This is a genomic window from Streptococcus suis S735 (assembly GCF_000294495.1).
In the GTDB taxonomy this organism is placed as follows: Bacteria; Bacillota; Bacilli; order Lactobacillales; family Streptococcaceae; genus Streptococcus; species Streptococcus suis.
In genome coordinates this window covers 1,841,603-1,864,152 of sequence record NC_018526.1, presented here as the reverse complement: position 1 = coordinate 1,864,152, position 22,550 = coordinate 1,841,603, and the positions used below count along the sequence as shown (strand labels likewise).

The following is a 22,550-nucleotide window of genomic DNA, read 5'->3' as shown; positions in this document are numbered from 1 at the left end:
GATGGTAGAACTGGGCTTTTCAATTTATCCTGAAAACTATTCGCTAGAAGAGAGTCAAGCTTACATTAAACTTCTGCACCAATACGGAGCAAGGCGCTTATTTATGAGTTTGTTGCAACTTGAAAATGGAGACCGAACAGTTTTCGAATTGTATCAAAAACTAATTGACTATGCAAATCAACTGGGGATGACTGTCATTGCAGATATCAGTCCCCATTTTATCGCAGCGCAAGGTTGGGATGGGGCGTTGATGGAGCGTGCAGCAGAACTGGGGTTGGCCGGGATTCGTCTTGATGAAGCTCTTCCTTTGGAAGAAATCATTGAGATGACACATAATCCACGCAACATAAAAGTTGAATTGAATTTGAGTACAGATAAGATCTTGCTGTCCAATCTTTTGGCTAGTGTTGCAAACAGGGATAATATTATTGCCTGCCATAATTTTTATCCTCATGCTTTTACAGGTTTATCCGAAGAGCACTTCTTAGAGATGTCATCTTTTTATCATCAATCAGGTATAAGAACTGCGGCATTTGTCAGTGCACAAACAGCTTCTGAAGGACCGTGGCCATTATCTGAAGGCCTACCAACTTTAGAAGATCATCGGTTCTGGCCTCTTCCCTTGCAAATTGCTTGGATGAAGGCAACGGGTTTTATTGATTCTATTTTGATTTCAAACCAATTTATCTCGGAGGAGGAACTACAATCCATTCAAACAGTTTTAAATGAAGATACAATCAGCCTCATGGTTGATATTGAGGAGGGTTTGACTCCCGTTGAAAGAGAGATTGTAGCGTTTAATCATGTTTATAGAGGTGATATTTCTGCTTATGTTCTGCGTTCAACCATGCCCCGTGTGGTGTATAAGGACGCATCTGTACCGGCTCGGTCAGACCAAGCAATTCCTGTGGGACGAGGTGATATCTTAATTGATAATGATTTATATGGTCGCTACAAGGGTGAATTGCAAATTGCACTCAAAGAATTTACCATCAGTCCAAAGGTAAATAAGGTCGGACGAATCAGCCCAGACTATCTTCCCTTGTTACGCTTTATTAAACCGTGGCAAGAGTTTAAACTGGTCATAGCTTCCGAGCACTTTCATTAATGATGCGGAAAAAGTAGGCACCTCCAGAAATCGCTTTCATGTTATAATGTACATATAAGAAATCAAAGACTGTTGGAGGAAAGGAGGGAGCATGTTATCTAAAAAAGAAGTACGCTTGTTAGAGGCTTTACTTGCAAAACAGGAGACATTCGTACCAAGCATCGAACTAGCCAAGGTATTATCAGTGAGTGATCGAACGGTAAGAACGTATATTCATCAACTGACATCTTCTTTAGAAAATAGCGGTGCTCATATCCTTTCAAAACAAGGTAGTGGTTATTGTTTACAGATTGAACGGCCAGTTGAGTTTGAAATGTTTTGGCAGGAGCAATTGCTCCTAAAAAAGCGGTTAACTGATTTAACTCAACTAGAAGAAGCGGGGGATCGGCAACGGTATATTCTCAATAAGCTCTTGTTTGAGGATCCGATTCAGTCACCAGATTGTTTACAAAGAGAGCTATTCATTGGAAAGACTACGCTTCATTCCATTTTGGCGGATATTCGAAAACTATTTATCCCCTATCAATTAGAACTCCTTGTGACACGTAAAGGAATTGAACTAAAGGGGGATGAACCTGCTATCCGTCACTTTATTATGGATTACTTTTTTGATGAGGGAAATGTTCAATCTGTTTATGGGGTTGTCGAAACCAATCTATTGCCAGATATACGGTTCACAGACTTAATGTTAATCGTCTTAGACGAGTGTCGGGATGCTAAATTACGTTTATCGGATTTTGTCATGCAGAATCTAGTGCTCCATATCGCTCTTCTTTTACAACGGTTGAAAATCGGGTCTGGTCTAGACCGATTCCCGATACCGGAGCGTATTCAGTCGTCTCAAGAGTATCTTGTGGCACAACGGATTATAGACCGAATCGAAGAAACGTTTCAAGTGACGATACCGTCAGAGGAAGCAAATTACATTGCGTTGCACCTTAAGGTAAAACTAACGGGGAATCCAAATCAAGATGGTGAGGTGGAAGAGATATTTAGACAGAATGTGGAGAATAGTCTTTTACATTTGTCACATTTAACAGGCCTAGAGTTGTCAAAGGATCAGCAGCTATTCAAAGGAGTTCTGGCCCATTTGATGCCGTTACGTATTCGTTTGGAGAATAATATTCAACTGGGAAATCCTCTAACTGCTGAAATTAAAGACCAATATTTTGAGGCTTTCGAATTAACAAAAATGGCATTTGCAGCGATACCAGAACTAATGGGGTATTCGATTTCGGATGATGAGTGGGCTTACCTTACCTTACATGTGATGGCGGCAATTGAACGCTATCAGGGATTTAAGAAGACCAGAGTATTGGTAGTCTGTGCTACCGGAATTGGAAGTGCATTGATGTTAAAGAATCGCTTGGAGAAAGAATTTTCATCCAGCTTAGAAATTCTTGATACGGTTAGTTATTATGAAGTTACAGAGGAACGACTGAAGGATGTTGATTTGATTATTTCATCCATTAGCTTGTCGAATCTAATTTTTATGACACCGGTTATCAATGTCAGCGTCTTCCTATCAGAGAAGGACATTGAGGCTATTCGATCTCATTTACAGCAAACGACCCCAGTTATTCCTGACCAAGGGGAAAATGTGCTAATGGAAGTAGGTCAGGCTAAGCAGATTGCAGAAGCAGTATTTGCTCCACATAGAATAATCTATCTTGAGGAGGATTGTGATCGAGAAGTAGCCTTGAAGCAACTAGTAACCTCTTTGGACGAATCCATTGAGCCTGATTTTGTTAATCGCTTTATAGAACAAGTGAATTTACGAGAATCTTACAGTCCGGTTGTCTTTGGGAATCGGTTAGCCTTTCCTCATCCAGCCTTGCCGATGAGTTATTCAGAACAAATTGTTGTAGGGATATATAAGAATGCTGTAGATTGGGGCCATGGAAAGCAAGTTCAATTCGTCTTCCTATTGTCACCGTCAAAGGGTCGAAATGCATTTCTGAAGTATATCTCACCTTGTCTGGTTGATTTTGTTCAAGATAGAGTTCTCCAAGAACGTTTGTTACATCATCCAAATTATAAAGAATTAATTGATATTTTTATTCTCCTCATTCAAAGAAAGGGGTAGGAGGAGTTTTTTATGAAACACATTATGTTAGTTTGTAACGCAGGCATGTCTACAAGTATGCTTGTAACTAAGATGCAAAAAGCAGCAGAAGAAACAGGGGTTGAAGCAACTATTTGGGCTGTTCCAGTATCTGAAGCCGATAATGAAGTTGCTCAAAAAGAGATTGATGTATTACTCTTAGGTCCACAAGTAAAATTCCTATTGAACGACTATAAGGCAAAATTTGAGCCAACTATTAAGGTAGATGCTATCAATATGATGGATTACGGAGTGATGAACGGAGCTAAGGTGCTAGAGGCTGCCCTAAAAATGATGGAGGGGTAGTATGAATTCTCCAGAGTATCTTGAAGCGATTATGGGGTTAATCATGTACGGTGGTGAAGCAAAGGGCTTCGCTAGCCAGGCGATTCAAGCAGCCAAAGAAGGTCGTATTGACGAAGCGGAACAGCTGCTCCAAGACGCAATAGCTTCATTGAATATTGCCCATAAATCGCAAACACAATTATTAGCAAAAGAAGCAAGTGGAGAGTCTGTTGAATTATCTTTGTTAATGGTACATGGACAAGATCACTTGATGAATGCTTTGACATTTATTGATTTAGCGAAAGAGTTCGTAGATCTTTATAAACAGATTGGATAATTATAGGAGAACTGGGTTATGAAGATATCAAAAATAGGTCAAGTTCCAATTGAGCGACTTTTCGCTACTATTCGCCAATCCTTAAAAGATGATTTTCAGCAAAATACGGGTTCCATCTTGCAAGATCAAGACATTATCCAGGGACTTACTTATACTAAAACATTTGGTGATAAGGGACAACATAGTGTCAAGGTAACTGTAGAAGAGTTTACAGCTCCTTATTGCTATGCAGTTTGTTTCCATTCTAATCGAGGAAAAGAGCATGTTCGCTATCAGTTAGAGGATTTAGGGAATGATCAAACCAATATAGAATATTCTTATGAGATGGAGGCTGGTGATATTTTTGTAAAAGGCAATCAATTTCTCATGGAAAAAATCTTTTCAAAAAGTATAAAACGTCAGACAAATGCCCAGTTAGAGGCGCTGATTCGTTGCTCAGTTGAGCCGGTATCAGTTTAACATTTAGGAAATATAAAACAAAAAATAGAAAAGGAGACAGAATATGTCAAATATTTCTGAGAAGTTCATGGAAATATCTGGAAAAATTGGTTCGCAACGGCATTTGATTGCGATTCGTGATTCCTTTATTTCTATGATGCCCATTACGATGGCAGGTACAGTGGCCGTTCTATTGAATGTCTTTCTGAGAGACATCCCAAATAATATGGGATGGACTGGTTTTGCTGATGCCATGCAACCAGTGATAGATATCAATGGTTACGTTTATTTTGGAACTATCGGGATAATGGCACTTGTATTTGCCTTTACCTTTGGTTACAATTTGTCACTCATGTATAAGGTGAATCCTTTAGCAGGTGGTTTAATTTCCTTTGCATCATTCATCTCTACTATTCCTCAAAGTGTAACGATTTCCACTGCTTTAGACGGAGTTGATAAGTCAGTTGTTTCTGCTTTGGAAGGTTTGGGATTATCCATTGTGACGACAGATGGAGTTTCAGCCTTGGAAACAAGCCAGTGGGGAGCTATCGCATTGAAATATGGCGGTGCAACAGGTTTGTTTACAGCATTGTTTATTGGATTTCTCGCTACATGGGTCTATGCAAGTCTTGTAAAACGGAATGTCATTATTAAATTGCCAGATTCTGTTCCACCGGCAGTTAATAAGGCCTTTGCTGCTATTATCCCAGGTACTGCTGCAATTTATGCGTCATCCATTGTGGCATATCTTGCATTTACTCTAACAGGACAATCTTTGGGAGATTTAGTATCAACTTATATTCAACTGCCATTACTTGGTCTGTCACAAGGTCTTGGGTCAGTCATTCTTTTAACTTTCCTTGTACAACTTTTTTGGTTCTTCGGCCTGCATGGTCACAATGTCTTGGCGCCAATTATGGACGGAGTCTATATGGTTGCACTAAATGAAAATGCGGCTGCTTATACTGCAACTCATAGTACTGCGAATTTACCGTGGCTTTGGACTCGTGGTTCCTTTGATGCTTATGCTCAAATGGGTGGTTCAGGCGTCACTCTAGCTTTGATTATTGCTATTTTCATTTTCTCAAAACGAGAAGAATACAAAATGGTAGCTAAATTATCTGCTCCAATGGGTGTATTCAATATTAACGAACCAGTTACCTTTGGTATACCAATGGTATTGAATCCACTGTTTGCTATTCCATGGCTAATTGTTCCACCGATTTGTGCAACTATCGCATACTTAGCGACAGCGGCAGGTATAATTCCGCCAGTCTTTGCTCCTGTTCCATGGATTACCCCTCCAGGACTCTACGCTTATCTAGCAACAGGTGGTAACATTATGGCTGCGTTGGTTTCACTATTCAACCTCTTTGTTGCCTTCCTGATTTGGACACCATTTGTTATTGCAGCCAATAAGGTTAAGGCTGGTGAGGAATAATGTTTTCCAAGAACAAATCTCCTTTCTTATTGGCGCTAGGATTTTTCCTTATCGCGATTAGTCCGCTTTATGGGAATAAATATCTAAACATTATATCTGGTTTGGTTTTTATTCTAATCAGTGTACTCAGGAGTAGGAGAAAATAATTACACTAACACTAAATAGAAAACGACTTCCGTATTGGAGGTCGTTTTTTTGACAAAAAGTCCGGACACTGTGATTGTTAAGAGATTGCAAGTTATCTGTAATATTTGTTACATTCCTTTAAGCTCTCTGCAAGGATTATCCCTTAGGATAGATAGGGCAGAAAAACACGAAGGAATCAAATATTATGAGTTATCAAATGATAAAAAAACAATTCAAATTGGGACTGTTTACAGCCCTCATAGGAAATCTTTTATGGTTGGGAATGGTGAATGTCAGTGCAGATGACACAGTTATAAGCGATAGTCCGACAGTATCAGCGTTAACAAAAAAGGTTGAAGCTGCAAAAATAGCAGCCAAAGCTGCTGCAGAAAAAATTGTGGCTGAGAAAGCTGCTGCCGCTGCAAAGGCTGCTTTGGCTACCAATATGGTGTCAGAGGTTGCTTTGGAATATACGGCTAATACCTATCCAGCGGGTCAGTGTACTTGGGGTGCCAAAGAAATGGCTCCTTGGGTTGGAAACTATTGGGGTAATGGTGGAGATTGGGCAGCTAGTGCGGCAGCGCTTGGATATGAAGTGGGAACTACTCCAAAAGTTGGCGCTATTGCTGTATGGACAGATGGAGGCTACGGTCATGTTGCCTATGTAACAGATGTGGCAGCTAATGGTCACATTCAAGTTAAGGAATCAAACTATGGTGGAGTATACTACCCAAGTAATGTCCGAGGTTTCTTTGATCCAACAACGACTAGCGAAGGAACAGTCAGCTATATTTACCCACCAGCTGGAGTAAATTAATATGAGATATAAAGACCGAGTAGGTCTTTTTTTATGCTCCGATACTTGATTAAAATTTTTAATGTCCCCGATAGAAAAAATATATTGGCTGGAAATTGTTATTCATGATACTATTGTAAAATCTGAAAAAGAAAGTGTGTTTTAATTATGAAGAAAATAGCTATGTTTACAAGTTTATTGTTTGCGGGTATCGTGTTAGCAGCCTGCAATTCATCTGCAGGTACATCGAATAGTACAGACCAAACCCTCTTGGCACAAATTAAGGAAGAAGGCGTTATTCAAATCGGTACTGAAGGTGCCTATGCTCCTTACTCTTACCACGATGAGAGCGGGAAATTGGTCGGTTATGATGTAGAAGTAGCCGAAGCCGTTGCTGAGAAATTGGGTGTTAAGGTGGAATTTGTTGAAACAGAATGGGATTCCATGATTGCAGGTTTGGATGCGGCCCGTTTTGATACCATCGCTAACCAAGTCGGTATTACAGATGAGCGTAAGGCAAAATACGATTTTTCAACACCATATACATACATCTATGGAGCCTTGGTGACGCAAAAAGATAATACTGACATTACAAGCTTTGCAGATTTATCTGGTAAAAAATCTGCCAACAGCTTGACAAGTAACTGGGCAGATTTGGCGCGTGAAAATGGTGCAGAAGTTGTCGGTGTGCATGGATTCTCTCAGGCAGTTGAATTGTTAAATACAGGACGTGTGGATGCTACCATCAATGACAACTTGGTGTACTTGGATTATGTGAAACAACATGCTGATGCACCGATTAAGGTTGTGACCTTGACGGATGACGTATCGACAACAGCCTTCCCAGTTGCAAAAGGAAATGAAGATCTTGTGAAAGAGATTGATGCAGCCTTGGCAGAATTGGCTAGTGAAGGAAAATTAGCTGAAATTTCAAACAAATACTTTGGTGAAGACGTATCAAAAGCTAAGTAATCAGGAGAAACAATGACAGAAAGAGTATGGCAACTATTGCTTGATTCATTTTCACAAATACTTGTTCCAGGATTGTTGGTGACTATCCCACTGACAATCCTGTCTTTTACCTTTGGCTTGTTAATTGCTATTGGGACGGCCTTGGTGCAAATTGCTCAGATTCCCATTCTCAAACAAGTGGCTCGTTTCTATATTTGGGTTGTTCGAGGGACACCACTCTTGGTTCAACTCTATGTGATATTCTTTGGGCTACCAAGTCTAGGAATTGTCTTGGATGCTTTTCCGTCGGCGGTTTTGGTTTTTTCTGTCAATACAGGTGCCTACGCTGCGGAAACCATACGGGCTTCTATCGAGTCCGTGCCTAAGGGGCAGTTGGAGGCTGGCTATTCTGTCGGGATGAGTTTTGCTCAGACCATGCGTCGGATTATTCTCCCACAGGCCTTTCGAGTGGCCTTCCCGCCCTTGTCCAATACTTTGATTGGATTGGTCAAGGATACATCGCTGGCTGCCAATATTACCGTTTTGGAGATGTTTATGGCAACTCAGCAGATTGCAGCAAGGACCTACGAACCGTTTGCCCTCTATTGTGAGGTGGCCCTTGTTTATCTATTCTTTTCAACTATTTTGACCAAGCTTCAAGCCTATGGTGAGAAGAAGTTGGCAGTCTATTAGGAGGTTCAGATGATTCAAGCAAATGGAGTAAAGCTGACCTTCGGTAGTCAGCAGGTGTTAAAAGGGATTGATGTAGAGGTCAATCCAGGTGAGGTGGTCGTCATTTTAGGCCCGTCTGGATCGGGAAAAACGACTCTTCTTCGTTCTTTAAACTTTTTGGAAAAAGCTGACGCGGGTCACTTAGTCTTCGGTGAGGACAGCTATGACCTGGCTCAGATGACCAAGAAGGAAATTGCAGGCATTCGCAAGCGCACAGCCTTCGTTTTTCAAAACTATAATCTCTTTGCCAACAAGACTGCCTTACAAAATGTGACGGAAGGCCTGATTGTGGCTCGGAAAGTACCCAAACAAGAGGCTGAAAGAATCGGTAAAGCAGCCTTGGACAAGGTGGGACTATCTGATAAATATGGTTTCTATCCAAGTCAGCTGTCCGGTGGTCAGCAGCAACGGGTCGGCATTGCCAGAGCCATTGCGACCAATCCCGAGGTCATCTATTTTGATGAACCAACCTCGGCCTTGGATCCTGAGTTAATCGGTGAAGTCCTGGCTGTCATGATGCAGTTGGCAAAAGAAGGTATGACCATGGTGGTTGTGACTCATGAAATGGGCTTTGCGCGTGCGGTAGCTGATCGAGTCATATTTATGGATGGTGGTCGGATTATCGAAGAAGGTCGACCAGAAGACATTTTTGACCAGCCAAAAGAAGAACGTACTAAGCAATTCTTAGCTCGCATTCAAAAGGTAGATGTTGAGTAAGCTAAGCAAATTAATTTATCTTATTCATTTCCATAATCGTACAGAAAATGGACAGAATTTGACAAAGATACTTCAATTGTTAGACATTGATTGGTCTAGCAGTTGGAGTATTTTTTGTTTAGAGGGAATGGGTATTCTTATATAGTACTTTTAGCACGAGGCGATGAGCCGCAGGCATAGATGAAGTTAGGCAAGGTGAGCTAAGGAAGTAATAGAAGGAAAACTAAATAACGATAAATGTATTCGAAAGGTCTTTACTTTTTAGTAATAAATAGTATATAATAACCTAAAGAAAACGTTTGCACAATTTTGACTGTTTGCTTGCTAAAAGATAAGCAACAGAAATAGAATTAGGGAGGAGTTCTATGACGACATTAGCCGATGTGGCTAGGTTAGCCAATGTATCAAAGATGACTGTTTCGCGTGTCATCAACCATCCAGAACAAGTTACACAAGAGCTGCGGACGCTCGTAACAGCTGCGATGGAAGAATTAAACTATAAGCCAAATGTGGCGGCCAAGGCCTTGGCCCAGCAACGGACACTGATTGTTCAGGCTGTCATTCTCGAAAAGATGGATGTGGTAGAGCCGTACTATATCGACCTTCTTGCAGGAATCGCTGATGAGCTCAATCATCGAAATTATACCTTGCAGTTGGTGACCAATCCAAGTCAGATCACTGATCAATGTGATGGTTACATTGTGACTGGCGCTCGCAAGGATGACTACCCTTGGTTGAAAGGGCTGCGGAAGCCATTGATTTTATTTGGGGAGAATCAAGAAGGCCTTCCTTTTGTAGATTCAGACAATCGTTTGGCGACTAGGTCCGCAACCCAGTTTGCTTTATCAAAAGGTTATGAGAGGATTGTTTTTGTAGGGATTGACTTGCCAGAAGCCTTTGAAAAAGGGAGAGAAGAAGGCTACAAAGATGCGATGCAGGGCCGAGAAACTCATCTCTATCGATTGGAAAATCGTTCTCGTGTTGCGGAAGAATTTGTGAAAAATCTTGATTATTTACCAGAAAACACCTGCTTTATCTGCGCATCGGATCGTCTCGCTCTTGGGGTTACAAGAGGTTTACAAGCTCTAGGAAAGTCTATTCCGAATGACGTTGGGGTGATTGGTTTTGACGGCTTCTTTTTAGATAGGATGTCCAGACCAGCCTTGACGACGATGAAGCAGCCGATTCGTCAAATGGGGGCTCTTAGCGTCAAACATTTAATGACGATATTGGATGGCAAGCCTCTGGCTAGACAGGGGCATTACTGCCAGGCAACCTTAATTGAAAGGGAGACTACACCTCAGTAGTCTCTTTTTTTGGTCAGTGGGCGGTCTAGGAGCAAAAGAAGGGGGAGCTATTTATTCTATTTTTGTTAGATAGTAGCTCAAAACTTGTTACCGTTAACATTTAAGAAAACGTTTGCAAAGACTCCTTGGAATTGTATATACTGGTAGTGTACAATTCAAACTTATTTATATGGAGGAGTCTATGAAAAAGAAATCCGTTCAGAATATGAAACGAACAGGGATGCTAGAGAAGAAACAGATTTTTGGCATTCGTAAACTAAATGTAGGTGTAGCCTCTGTTGGGATTGCGGCTGCTCTGTTTTTAAGTGGAGCAGGTCAACTAGTGCAGGCAGAGGAAGTTGTCCTCCCTGCGTCAACTAGTTCAACGACTCTTTCGGAACAGGATGGCGGCGCGGTAGAAGCGACCACAACTGCGATAGAAGCTACAGATTCTATGGTAGCTGAAGCGACAGCGGTAACAGAAACAGCCGATGCAACTGCTCCAGAGGAAGCTCCTATCGAAGAAGGCAGCATTCGTCTGCACTTTGAAAATGTAGATGAAACAGCACCAGAAAGTCAAGGACTTTGGACTTGGGGAGGAGTGGCAGAGCCGTCCGATGGTAATCAATGGCCAACGGATACAGCGAACTTTTCAAGCAGTCAGGTAGATGACTACGGCCATTACGTTGATATTAAAAAATCTGAGACACCAGGAACGATTGGTTATCTGGTTCTCAAGAATGGGGAAAAAATAACAGAATCGGACCAGAAAGTGGAGCTACTTGTTCCGGAACAAAATGAGGCTTGGATTGCTAGTGATTATAGCGTGTCTAGTTATGAGCCACTCAAAGATGAAAATGTCCTCCGTATCAACTACACCCGTGAAGACAATAATTATGAAGGTTGGGGCGTATGGACTTGGGGAGATACGACTGAAGCAAGTAGCGGCTGGCCAGCAGGTGCCGTTGACTTTAAACTTGGCAAATACGGCGCCTATGTTGACATTCCTCTATCGAATGGTTTAGATTCCAAGCTTGGATTTCTGCTAATCAATCAGAATAATCCAGATTTGGCAGGCAATAAAACAATTGATTTAGCCTTTGCAGATCGTAAACGGCATAGCCAAATTTTCCTTCGCAATGACGACGACAAAGTCTATACCAATCCATATTTTATCGAAGAGAAAGTAGAACTCGATACAAGTAAAGCTACTCCAGGTACAAAAAATGTGACTGTTGGGGCAAGTGTGAAAGCACCATTCAACTACAATGAAAGTGGCTTGGTATCTGTAACCGTCACCAACCCTGAAAATGCTGAAATAGTCAAAATGGAAGTCGATACAAGTGCCATCGGTGGAGGTCTTGTGCCAATCTCTACTGAGCTCAATCGTGTGACCATTAAAGCGACGTCTAGCACAGCGCCAGGGACATATAGTCTTCCTGTAAAGGTCTATGACAAGGACAACGGTTACTACGAAACAAAATTGGATGTGACCATTACAGAGCGTATCAAGGCAGATGGTGAAAAAGACTGGGACGAGCAAGTCATCTACTTCATGATGACAGACCGTTTCTATAATGGAGACACCGGCAATGACAAGCTAGTGGAAGGAACAGCCTCCAACCCACGCGGTCTTTACCAGGGCGGTGACTTCAAAGGAGTGACAGCCAAGCTGGACTACTTGGAAGAATTGGGTGTGGACTCTATCTGGTTGACTCCGATTGTGGAAAATATTCCACAGAATGTTGGTAGCGTAAAAGATGGAGAATACTATGCTTATCATGGTTATTGGGCATCCAATTTTGAGAAACTAAATCCGCATTTGGGAAGTTTAGCTGATTTCCACGAATTGATTGATGCCGCAGCCGAAAAAGGCATCAATATTATTGTTGACGTGGTGCTTAACCATGCTGGCTATGGTACAGAAGAAACCTTTGCAGGTATGGTACGGACTAAGGAAGAAGACAAGCAGGGAGATGACCAATTAGGCTCATTATCTGGATTACCAGACTTCAAGACAGAAGAAGCTGCTGTTCGCAATCAGTTGGTTGCTTGGCAGGCATCTTGGTTGGAACGTTCAACAACTGCCAAGGGCAACTCTATCTATGCTTTCCGTGTCGATACAGTCAAACACGTTGATGATACCACATGGCAACATTTCAAAAATGAATTGGTGGATAGAGATCCTGACTTCCACTTGATTGGGGAAACTTGGGGAGCGAATTATAAGGATACCAAGGGTGACTTGGGTATCGGCACTATGGATAGTTTGTTGGACTTTGGCTTCAAGGATATCGCCAAATATCTGGTCAATGGTCAACTAAAAGCAGCTGGAAAAGAGCTGGAAGAACGTAGCAAGGTTCTGACTAGTGCAGCTTCTCTGGGTCAATTCTTGGGCAGTCACGACGAAGATGGTTTCCTCTACAGTCTCGGTGGCGCAGAAAAAGAAGGAAATCTGGACAAACTGAAATTGGCTGCTAGTCTTTTGATTACTGCTAAAGGTCAGCCAGTCATTTACTACGGTGAAGAAGTGGGGCAATCTGGACAAAACAACTGGCCAGTTTATGACAACCGGTACGATTTCGATTGGAGCAAGGTAGAGACTAGCGACATCACAGACCACTATCAGAAATTATTGGCTTTCCGCAATGCCAATTCAACATTGCTCTCACGTGGTGATACAAGCACACTTGCTGGAAATGATAGCCAAGGTTGGCTTATCAGCAAACGCAGTTACCAAGATCAAGCTGCCTATCTTGTCTTCTCGACCAATACCGAGAACAAGGAAATGGCGCTTGAAGTATCTGGTAAAGATGTAGTTGTCACAGATGCCTACACAGGAAAATCTTATCAAGCTATCGAGAAAGACGGTAAATGGGTTGTTCAAGTCGAACTGCCAACAATCGGTCAAGGTGGCACCATGCTCCTTCAGACAGAAGCAGGTGACATCGTCAATGCAAGTGTGCAAGGAGCAACTGAAGAACCAATTGAAGCAGGCTACTTCCGTGTTCACTTTAAAACTCTACCATCTGATAATTTATCTAGCCTAGGTTTATGGACATGGGATGATGTCGAAAAACCATCGTCAGATCTTGGTGCTTGGCCAACAGGTGCAACCAATTTCAGCACGGCTAAACAGGATGACTATGGCTATTATCTTGATATCAAGATGAAAGATGAAACAGCCAGCAAGATTAGTCTGTTGATTAATAACACTTCTGGTGATAACATCACAGGTGACAAGACCATTGAACGGATTAGCACCAAGATGAATGAAGCTTGGTTTGATGAGAATTATCAACTCAGCCTCTATCAACCACTTAAAGAAGGCTACATCCGTATCAATTACTTCCGTACCGATGGCAATTATGATCAAAAAGGTCTCTGGATCTGGGGTGATGTGACTGACCTTACCCTGGGTGACTGGCCAAATGGTATTGATTTTGAAAACCAAGGCAAGTACGGTGCCTATATTGATGTCAAATTGACAGATTTACCAAGTTCCATTGGCTTCTTGCTATTGGATGAAAGCAAGTCAGGAGACGATGTGAAGATTCAGCAGAAAGATTATAGCTTTAAAGATTTGAAAAATCAGACACAAATCTTCCTCAAGGATGATGATGCGACTATTTACACCAACCCTTATTTTGTCAATAATGTCCGTGCGACAGGTGTTTCTCACGTTAGCCTAACAGCCTTAGAAGCAGCCTTTACAACATTGGAAGGTGCGGATAAGGATAGCATCTTGGAGAAATTGTCTGTAACAGATAAGAATGGTCAGACAGTTGCAGTGACGGACCTTGTCTTGGACCTTACCAGCAACAAGGTGCGAGTCCTCGGGGATTTCAACCAAGAAAATGCGGGCTATACCCTCAAATATGGCAATGATAGCTTCACAACAACTATGAGCTGGCAGTTGAAGGATGAGCTCTATGCTTATGATGGAGAGCTTGGTGCGCGTGTGCGTCAGGCTGGTAGTGTCGTTGATATGACTCTCTGGTCTCCAAGTGCAGACAGTGTGGCAGTCGTTCTTTATGATAAGGATGATCAATCTAAGGTGGTCGGTAAATTGGCCATGACCAAGGGGGATAAGGGACAATGGGACCTCGAATTGAACAGCCAATCAGGTCTTGGTATCGCGGACTATCGTGGTTACTACTACCATTATGAAATCACTCGTGGGGATCAATCTGTTCTTGTTTTAGACCCATATGCTAAATCTTTAGCGGAGTGGAATAGTGATTTGGCAGATACAGATCCATCTTATCGGATTGCAAAAGCTGCGATTGTGGACCCAGCAGAAGTTGGTCCAAGTGATTTGAACTATGCCACAATTCCTAACTTCAATCAGCGTGAAGATGCTATTATCTATGAGGCTCATGTCCGTGACTTCACAGCCGATCCTGCTATTTCCGATGAATTGACTGCTCAGTTTGGTACCTTTGCTGCCTTTGCAGAGCGTCTCAGCTACCTCAAGGAATTGGGTGTGACTCATATTCAATTATTGCCTGTTATGAGCTACTATTTTGTCAATGAATTGAAAAATGCAGAGCGGATGAGTGAGTACGCGTCAAGCAACAGTAACTACAACTGGGGTTATGATCCACAGAGCTACTTTGCCTTTACAGGTATGTATTCTACAGATCCGACAGATCCAATGAAACGTATCGAAGAGTTCAAAAATCTGGTCAATGAAATCCACAAACAAGGCATGGGTGTGATTTTGGATGTGGTCTATAACCACACTTCTAAGACCTTCTTATTTGAAGACTTAGAGCCAAACTATTATCACTTCATGGAGGCAGATGGTACGGCTAAATCAAGCTTTGGTGGTGGTCGTCTGGGGACCACTCACTACATGAGCCGTCGTGTCTTAGTTGATTCCATCAAGTATCTTGTGGATGAGTTTAAGGTAGATGGTTTCCGCTTCGATATGATGGGGGACCATGATGCCGAAGCAATTGAGCTGGCCTTTACTGAGGCTCAAAAACTCAATCCAAACATCATTATGCTTGGTGAAGGATGGAGAACCTTTACAGGTGATGCTAATCAGCCTGTTCAGCCAGCGGACCAAGACTGGATGAGTTCAACAGATACGGTTGCGGTATTCTCAGATGAAATTCGCAATACACTTAAATCTGGTTATCCAAACGAAGGTCAGCCAGCCTTTATCACAGGGGGTGCTAAGAGTGTTGAGTCTGTCTTCAATAACATCAAGGCACAACCAGGCAACTTCTTGGCAGATGATCCAGGTGATGTGATCCAGTATATTGCTGCGCATGATAACTTGACCCTCTTTGATATTATCGCTCAGTCCATCAAGAAGGATCCGTCAGTTACTGAAAACTATACTGAAATTCACCAACGTCAACGCTTGGGTAATTTGCTAGTTTTGACTGCTCAAGGGACACCGTTTATTCATTCTGGTCAGGAGTATGGACGGACCAAACAGTTCCGCCATCCTGATTATAAGGAACCAGTTACAGAGGACAAGGTACCGAACAAAGCGCATTTGTTGACAAATGCTGATGGTACACCATTTGACTATCCATACTACATTCATGATTCTTACGATTCATCGGATGCGGTCAACAAGTTTGACTGGACCAAAGCGACAGATGAGGCGCTCTATCCAGAGAATACCCGTACTCAGGCCTTTACAAAAGGATTGATTGCCTTGCGCAAATCTACAGATGCCTTCCGTTTGGGAACAAAAGAAGAAGTTGAACAGAAGGTTAGCTTGATTTCAATTCCAGGTCAAAATGGTATTGCTAAAAATGATGTGGTCATTGCCTATCAAACCATTGCAAGCAATGGGGACCGCTATGCTGTTTTTGTCAACGCCGACAGTAAGGAGCGCAGCTTTGTTCTTTCTGATATTTACAAAGAATTGCTTAAGGGTCAAGTGCTGGTTGACGGTGAACGTGCAGGTGTAGAAGCATTGTCTGATTTAGTGGGTGTCGAATTGACTGATAGCTCAGTTGTTCTTGCACCGTTGACTGCAACAGTGATTCGTTTGCCTTATATCACTACGGCGCTTCCAGATACAGCGCCTACTGCTGAAGAAAAACCAAGTCTAGACTTTACTACCAAGGAACGTACAGAAGAAACAGTCCTTCCGATTGCAGAGGAAGTTCGCTATGATGCAACACTTGCAAAAGGTCAATCTTATGTGCTTCAAGAAGGTAAGGCAGGTAAGAGAGTCTTAGTTTATCAAGATGTCTTGGTTGACGGCAAGGTAGTAGCAACAAATCTGTTATCTGAAACAGTTGTAGATGGTGAGGCGCGGATTGTTGTTAAGGGTAGTATGGAGGCTAAGGATGTGGTAGAAAAACCAAGTCTTTCTACTCCAACAGCTCAAGCGTCTGGACAAGCGACAAGTGGTGCAAGCAAGGCGAGTCTGCCGATTACGGGTGACCGACAAAGCGATTTGGCACTTCTAGGTCTCGGACTTGCTGGACTTGGTTTGACAGTTGCTGCGCAAGGAAGAACTAAAAAATCAGAAGAGTAATAATATTTGGCTCTCCAGAGGAGCATTACTCAAAACCTTGTGAATTTCTTATAAATACAAGAGTTGAGAGTATCACTTCCCTCTAGAAGAGGTTGGTTTCAAACCAACCTCTTCTTTTAAATTTTTAGGTAAAATAACGTCTATTTATTGATTATTAGAATAAATGGGCTGGTGAACTATAGGGAGGAATTCTGATTAAATCAGCCATTAAAGTTCGGAAATAGTCCAATAGTGAACACAAGCCTGTGCTTTATTTGGTCTTTTTGTTTCCGCTTACATAACTTATAATAAAACCATAAAAATCATTTCAAAAAAGGAGAATGAAAAATGGATTTCCTTCAAACCCCATTAAACTGGTTCTCACAGAATATCCTGCAGAATCCAGCCTTCTTCGTAGGTCTTTTAGTGTTGGTGGGCTATGCCCTCTTAAAGAAAAAGCCTCATGATGTTTTTGCAGGGTTTATCAAAGCGACAGTCGGCTATATGATTTTGAACGTAGCAGCCGGTGGTTTGGTCACAACCTTCCGTCCGATTTTGGCGGCTTTGAACTATAAGTTCCAAATTGATGCGGCAGTTATTGACCCTTACTTCGGTCTTGCAGCAGCAAATGGGAAAATTGCTGAGGAGTTCCCTGATTTCGTATCAGCAGCCACTACAGCGCTCTTGATTGGTTTCGGTGTCAACATCCTCTTGGTGGCACTACGTAAGGTTACCAAAGTACGTACTCTGTTCATCACTGGACACATCATGGTACAACAAGCGGCAACAGTCTCATTGATGGTGCTCTTCCTCATCCCGGCTCTTCGTAACCAATTCGGTACAGCAGCGATTGGTATCATCTGTGGTATCTACTGGGCAGTCAGCTCAAACATGACAGTTGAGCCAACCCAACGATTGATAGGTGGCGGTGGATTTGCCATCGGTCACCAACAACAATTCGCAATCTGGTTTGTCGATAAGATTGCACCAAAACTTGGTAAAAAAGAAGAAAACTTGGATAACTTGAAGCTACCTAGCTTCCTCAACATCTTCCACGATACAGTTGTTGCTTCAGCGACATTGATGCTTGTATTCTTCGGTGTGATTTTGTTCATCTTGGGTCCAGAAATCATGGCAAATCCAGAAGTTATCACTTCAGGTGCTCCATACAACCCAGCTAAACAAGCCTTCTTTATGTATGTGATTCAAACAGCCTTCACCTTCTCAGTATATCTCTTCATTTTGATGCAAGGTGTCCGCATGTTCGTAGCAGAATTGACAAATGCCTTCCAAGGTATCTCAAGCAAATTGCTTCCTGGTTCATTCCCAGCGGTGGACGTTGCAGCTTCTTACGGCTTTGGTTCATCTAACGCAGTTCTTTCAGGTTTTGCCTTCGGTTTAATCGGTCAGTTGATTACAATCGTTCTCTTGATTGTCTTCAAGAGTCCAATCCTCATCATCACTGGTTTCGTACCTGTATTCTTCGATAACGCAGCTATCGCAGTGTACGCTGACAAACGTGGTGGTTGGAAAGCGGCAGCCATCCTTTCCTTCATCTCAGGTGTCCTTCAAGTTGCTCTTGGTGCAGTCTGCGTTGGCTTGCTTGAATTGAGCGGTGGTTACCACGGAAACATTGACTTTGAAGTGCCATGGTTACCATTTGGATTTGCATTTAAGTACCTCGGTATTGCTGGTTATGTTCTTGTCTGCCTCTTCTTATTGGCTATTCCGCAACTTCAATTTGCGAAAGCAAAAGATAAGGAAGCGTACTATCGTGGCGAGGCACAAGCAGAATAGTATCCTTGGTCTGTAAAATCAGAACATAATGTATTAAAAATAAAATAGGAGTGAAATTATGGTTAAAGTTTTAACAGCCTGCGGAAACGGCATGGGCTCATCTATGGTCATCAAGATGAAGGTAGAAAACGCCCTTCGTCAACTCGGCGTAACAGATTTTCAATCAGCTTCTTGCTCAGTCGGTGAAGCAAAAGGTTTAGCGGCAGGATATGATATTGTCGTAGCCTCTAACCACTTGATTTCTGAGTTGGAAGGTCGCACGAAAGGTCACTTGGTTGGTCTTGACAACCTCATGGACGACAACGAAATCAAAACAAAATTACAAGCAGTGCTATAAATAGCCGTTAGGGGTAGGGAGTTTCCCTCCCCCTTTCATATAGCGTGTAGAAGGGAAAAACTATGAATTTACAAAAATCATTTACAGAAAATAATTCCATTCGCTTGGGATTGACAGCGGTAACCTGGCAGGAGGCTGTTCACAAGGCTGTTGAACCGCTGATTGAAAGTGGTGCTGCAACTGAGGAATACTACGACGCGATCATCGCATCAACTGAAGAATATGGACCTTACTATGTGCTCATGCCTGGTATGGCTATGCCTCACGCCCAAGCAGGTGTCGGCGTCTTGAAGGATTCCTTTGCTTTGATTACCTTGACAAAACCAGTCGTCTTCTCAGATGGGAAAGAAGTGTCTGTTCTGCTCACTCTTGCAGCTACCGATCCAAAGATTCATACATCCGTAGCTATTCCACAAATTATCGCCCTCTTCGAATTGGAAAATTCGATTGAGCGTTTGATTGCTTGTCAAACTCCTGAGGAAGTCTTGGCAATGGTGGAAGAGTCCAAAAACAGTCCTTACCTAGAAGGTTTAGATTTAGAAAGTTAGGAGAAAAAACATGAAACATATTCCAAATTTACAAGTTGCCCTTGACCATTCAGACTTGCAGGGAGCGATTAAAGCAGCTGTTTCCGTTGGTCATGAAGTGGATGTTATCGAGGCAGGTACCGTTTGTTTGCTTCAAGTTGGTAGCGAATTGGTAGAAGTGCTACGTAGCCTCTTCCAAGACAAAATTATCGTTGCAGATACCAAGTGTGCGGATGCGGGTGGTACTGTGGCTAAAAACAATGCTGTTCGTGGTGCGGACTGGATGACTTGTATTTGTTCAGCAACTATTCCAACTATGGCAGCTGCTTTGAAGGCTATCAAGGAAGTGCGTGGTGATAAGGGTGAAATCCAAATCGAACTCTATGGTGACTGGACTTATGAACAGGCTCAACTCTGGTTGGACGCAGGTATTTCCCAAGCGATTTACCACCAATCGCGTGACGCCCTCCTTGCTGGCGAAACTTGGGGCGAAAAAGACCTCAATAAAGTGAAAAAATTGGTTGACATGGGCTTCCGTGTTTCTGTAACTGGTGGTTTGGACGTTGATACCCTTAAACTCTTCGAGGGTGTAGATGTCTTCACCTTTATCGCAGGTCGCGGTATCACAGAAGCAGCCGACCCAGCAGCAGCGGCGCGTGAATTTAAAGACGAAATCCGTCGTATCTGGGGGTAAGACCTATGGCACGACCAATCGGAATATATGAAAAGGCAACGCCCAAACACTTCACATGGAAGGAACGTTTGGAGTTTGCCAAAGAATTAGGTTTCGACTTTGTGGAAATGTCGGTAGATGAGAGCGATGCACGCTTGGCTCGTTTGGAATGGACCAAGGAAGAGCGTTTAGACTTGGTCAAGGCCATCTATGAAACAGGTGTCCGCATTCCGACCATTTGTTTCTCAGGTCACCGTCGCTACCCGCTTGGCTCCAATGACCCTGCTCTTGAAGCCAAGTCCTTAGAAACCATGAAACAGTGTATCGAACTGGCTCAGGATTTGGGCGTTCGTGTCATCCAGTTGGCTGGCTACGACGTTTACTACGAGGAAAAATCACCTGAAACTAGAGAGCGTTTCATCAAGAATCTCCGTCAGGCTTGCGACTGGGCAGAACAGGCTCAGGTCATGTTGGGCATTGAAATTATGGATGATCCATTTATCAACTCAATTGAAAAATACCTAGCCGTTGAAAAAGAAATCGACTCGCCTTATCTCTTTGTCTATCCAGATACTGGAAACGTGTCTGCTTGGCATAATGACATTTACAGCGAATTTTACCTGGGACACCGTTCTATCGCAGCCCTTCACCTCAAGGATACCTATGCGGTAACCGAAAACTCCAAGGGTCAATTCCGTGATGTCCCATTTGGTCAGGGCTGTGTGGACTGGGACAATATGTTTGCAGTCTTGAAAAAGACCAACTACCAAGGTCCATTCTTGATTGAGATGTGGTCTGAAAACTGCGAAACGGTTGAGGAAACACGAGCAGCTATCAAGGAGGCACAAGATTTCCTCTATCCATTGATTGAGAAAGCGGGGTTAAACTAATGCCAAAAGATTTACAGGAAATGCGTCAACGGGTCTATGAAGCCAATATCGCCCTGCCTGCTCATGGGCTCGTCAAGTTTACCTGGGGCAACGTATCAGAAGTCTGCCGAGAACTTGGTCGCATCGTCATCAAGCCCTCTGGTGTGGACTATGAAAAATTGTCACCGGAAAACATGGTGGTGACCGACTTGGACGGAAATGTAGTGGAAGGGGACTTGAATCCTTCGTCTGACTTGGCGACCCACGTTGCCCTCTACAAGGCTTGGCCAAATGTCCACGCTGTTGTCCATACCCATTCGACAGAAGCAGTTGGTTGGGCTCAGGCAGGTCGTGACATTCCATTTTATGGGACAACTCATGCGGACTATTTCTATGGTCCGGTACCATGTGCCCGTTCTTTGACAGCTGAGGAAGTAAACTCGGCCTATGAAAAAGAAACAGGTTCAGTCATCATCGAGGAATTTGAACGCCGTGGTATCGACCCAGTTGCTGTACCAGGAATTGTTGTCCGTAACCATGGACCATTTACCTGGGGCAAGAATCCTGCTCAGGCAGTCTACCACAGCGTTGTCCTTGAGGAAGTAGCTCGGATGAACCGCTACACCGAGCAGATTAATCCAAGGGTGGAGCCAGCACCAAGCTATATCATGGACAAGCACTACCTCCGTAAACATGGTCCAAATGCCTACTATGGACAAAAGGGTGATGAACATTAAGTTCTTGTGTGAAAAAAACAGTAGGGAAAAGTAGCAGACTCCCCCAAAAGGAGAACTGCTTTTTCCCTTTTGATGAGGAGAAAGATGAGGAAATTTTTACAGGATAGTCTGACAGAAACAGCCTACTATTTAGAATTGATTTTATCTGCCATACTTGGCTTAGCACTTTTAGCCTTGTCAACGCTTCTTTTTGCAGACCTACTCAGCTCATTAGCTGGTGATATTCAAGCGGATACGTTTATTCAAAATTTTCTGAGTCGTGCAATGACCTTGGCGGTCGGAGTCGAATTTATCAAAATGCTTTGCAAACAGTCACCTAGCACCGTGATTGAGGTACTCCTGGTTGCCATTGCTCGCCAACTGATTGTAGAGCATGGTTCTAGTAGTGATTACCTGATTGGAATTATTTCGGTCGCCATCCTATTTGCAGTTAGAAAATACCTCTTCACTCAGTTTGATGATTCTAATAATATTATTATGCGCGCCAGCCAGAAAGTAAAAGTGGCTAATATCATCGCACGAGTAAAAATTCCAAGTAAAGGTAGTGAGACTTTGAGAGATTTTGTGACACGAAAACTCAATGAAGAAGAGAAAACCATTGCTATTGGTGCCTGTGTATATTTGAAAAATGTTGCCCTTCGGATAGATAACATGCACGGAGAACTGATTACCCGAGTAGAAATTATTAAAAGCATCTATTAATTCTAACTACAAATATTTATGTAATGTAAAACAAGTAATAATCAGATGAATTTTAATAATTATTAGAATATCCCAGATAATTATGTTAAGATAGTAA

General features: G+C 42.6%; 19 protein-coding genes. All 19 read left to right on the top strand.

Annotated elements, in window-relative coordinates; all coding sequences use genetic code 11:
- Position 1 precedes the first annotated feature (1 nt).
- The 19 genes from YYK_RS09185 to YYK_RS09095 all read left to right on the top strand — a co-directional run bounded on the left by YYK_RS09185 (position 2) and on the right by YYK_RS09095 (position 22,453).
- Positions 2-1,108 carry a DUF871 domain-containing protein gene (locus tag YYK_RS09185; protein ID WP_014636529.1) on the top strand — a complete coding sequence of 369 codons (1,107 nt, stop codon included), beginning with the start codon at positions 2-4 and terminating at the stop codon, positions 1,106-1,108.
- Between the two features lie 91 nt (positions 1,109-1,199).
- Positions 1,200-3,194 (top strand): BglG family transcription antiterminator, encoded by a 1,995-nt coding sequence (locus tag YYK_RS09180; protein ID WP_014917330.1) that lies wholly within the window; start codon positions 1,200-1,202, stop codon positions 3,192-3,194.
- A gap of 12 nt (positions 3,195-3,206) precedes the next feature.
- Positions 3,207-3,518, top strand: a complete 312-nt coding sequence (locus YYK_RS09175) for a PTS sugar transporter subunit IIB (protein ID WP_012027953.1) — start codon at positions 3,207-3,209, stop codon at positions 3,516-3,518.
- A 1-nt stretch (position 3,519) separates the two neighbouring features.
- Complete coding sequence (locus tag YYK_RS09170; protein WP_002938564.1) at positions 3,520-3,834, top strand: PTS sugar transporter subunit IIA; 315 nt, start codon at positions 3,520-3,522, stop codon at positions 3,832-3,834.
- 18 nt (positions 3,835-3,852) lie between these two features.
- Positions 3,853-4,293, top strand: coding sequence for a DUF3284 domain-containing protein (locus YYK_RS09165; protein ID WP_002938562.1), 441 nt, complete (start codon positions 3,853-3,855; stop codon positions 4,291-4,293).
- Between the two features lie 43 nt (positions 4,294-4,336).
- On the top strand, positions 4,337-5,713 hold the full coding sequence (locus YYK_RS09160; RefSeq protein WP_012027950.1) for a PTS sugar transporter subunit IIC: 1,377 nt from the start codon (positions 4,337-4,339) through the stop codon (positions 5,711-5,713).
- Between the two features lie 331 nt (positions 5,714-6,044).
- Entirely contained in the window at positions 6,045-6,656 is a 612-nt protein-coding gene (locus YYK_RS09155) for a CHAP domain-containing protein (protein ID WP_012027949.1), read from the top strand.
- Between the two features lie 162 nt (positions 6,657-6,818).
- Positions 6,819-7,607: an amino acid ABC transporter substrate-binding protein gene (locus YYK_RS09150; protein ID WP_237718132.1), complete on the top strand. Its 789-nt coding sequence runs from the start codon at positions 6,819-6,821 to the stop codon at positions 7,605-7,607.
- Positions 7,608-7,619: 12 nt separating this feature from the next.
- On the top strand, positions 7,620-8,279 hold the full coding sequence (locus YYK_RS09145; protein WP_012027947.1) for an amino acid ABC transporter permease: 660 nt from the start codon (positions 7,620-7,622) through the stop codon (positions 8,277-8,279).
- 9 nt (positions 8,280-8,288) lie between these two features.
- A complete protein-coding gene (locus tag YYK_RS09140; protein WP_014917328.1) occupies positions 8,289-9,035 on the top strand; it encodes an amino acid ABC transporter ATP-binding protein in 747 nt (248 codons plus the stop codon).
- A gap of 365 nt (positions 9,036-9,400) precedes the next feature.
- Positions 9,401-10,342: a LacI family DNA-binding transcriptional regulator gene (locus YYK_RS09135; protein WP_002939863.1), complete on the top strand. Its 942-nt coding sequence runs from the start codon at positions 9,401-9,403 to the stop codon at positions 10,340-10,342.
- Positions 10,343-10,523: 181 nt separating this feature from the next.
- Positions 10,524-16,832, top strand: a complete 6,309-nt coding sequence (locus YYK_RS10085) for a pullulanase (protein ID WP_014917327.1) — start codon at positions 10,524-10,526, stop codon at positions 16,830-16,832.
- 327 nt (positions 16,833-17,159) lie between these two features.
- A complete protein-coding gene (locus tag YYK_RS09125) occupies positions 17,160-18,608 on the top strand; it encodes a PTS ascorbate transporter subunit IIC (RefSeq protein WP_012027942.1) in 1,449 nt (482 codons plus the stop codon).
- A gap of 58 nt (positions 18,609-18,666) precedes the next feature.
- A complete protein-coding gene (locus YYK_RS09120; protein ID WP_009910950.1) occupies positions 18,667-18,945 on the top strand; it encodes a PTS sugar transporter subunit IIB in 279 nt (92 codons plus the stop codon).
- Positions 18,946-19,007: 62 nt separating this feature from the next.
- Positions 19,008-19,493 carry a PTS sugar transporter subunit IIA gene (locus tag YYK_RS09115; RefSeq protein WP_014917326.1) on the top strand — a complete coding sequence of 162 codons (486 nt, stop codon included), beginning with the start codon at positions 19,008-19,010 and terminating at the stop codon, positions 19,491-19,493.
- Positions 19,494-19,503: 10 nt separating this feature from the next.
- Positions 19,504-20,166, top strand: a complete 663-nt coding sequence (locus YYK_RS09110; RefSeq protein ID WP_012027940.1) for a 3-keto-L-gulonate-6-phosphate decarboxylase UlaD — start codon at positions 19,504-19,506, stop codon at positions 20,164-20,166.
- A 5-nt stretch (positions 20,167-20,171) separates the two neighbouring features.
- The gene (locus YYK_RS09105) at positions 20,172-21,035 is read left to right on the top strand and encodes an L-ribulose-5-phosphate 3-epimerase (protein WP_012027939.1); all 864 of its coding nucleotides are present in this window, start codon (positions 20,172-20,174) and stop codon (positions 21,033-21,035) included.
- Positions 21,035-21,751: an L-ribulose-5-phosphate 4-epimerase gene (locus YYK_RS09100; protein ID WP_012027938.1), complete on the top strand. Its 717-nt coding sequence runs from the start codon at positions 21,035-21,037 to the stop codon at positions 21,749-21,751. Before YYK_RS09105 ends, YYK_RS09100 begins: the two co-directional genes overlap by 1 nt.
- Before the next feature lie 84 nt (positions 21,752-21,835).
- Positions 21,836-22,453 (top strand): hypothetical protein, encoded by a 618-nt coding sequence (locus tag YYK_RS09095; RefSeq protein ID WP_014917325.1) that lies wholly within the window; start codon positions 21,836-21,838, stop codon positions 22,451-22,453.
- Positions 22,454-22,550: the final 97 nt, after the last annotated feature.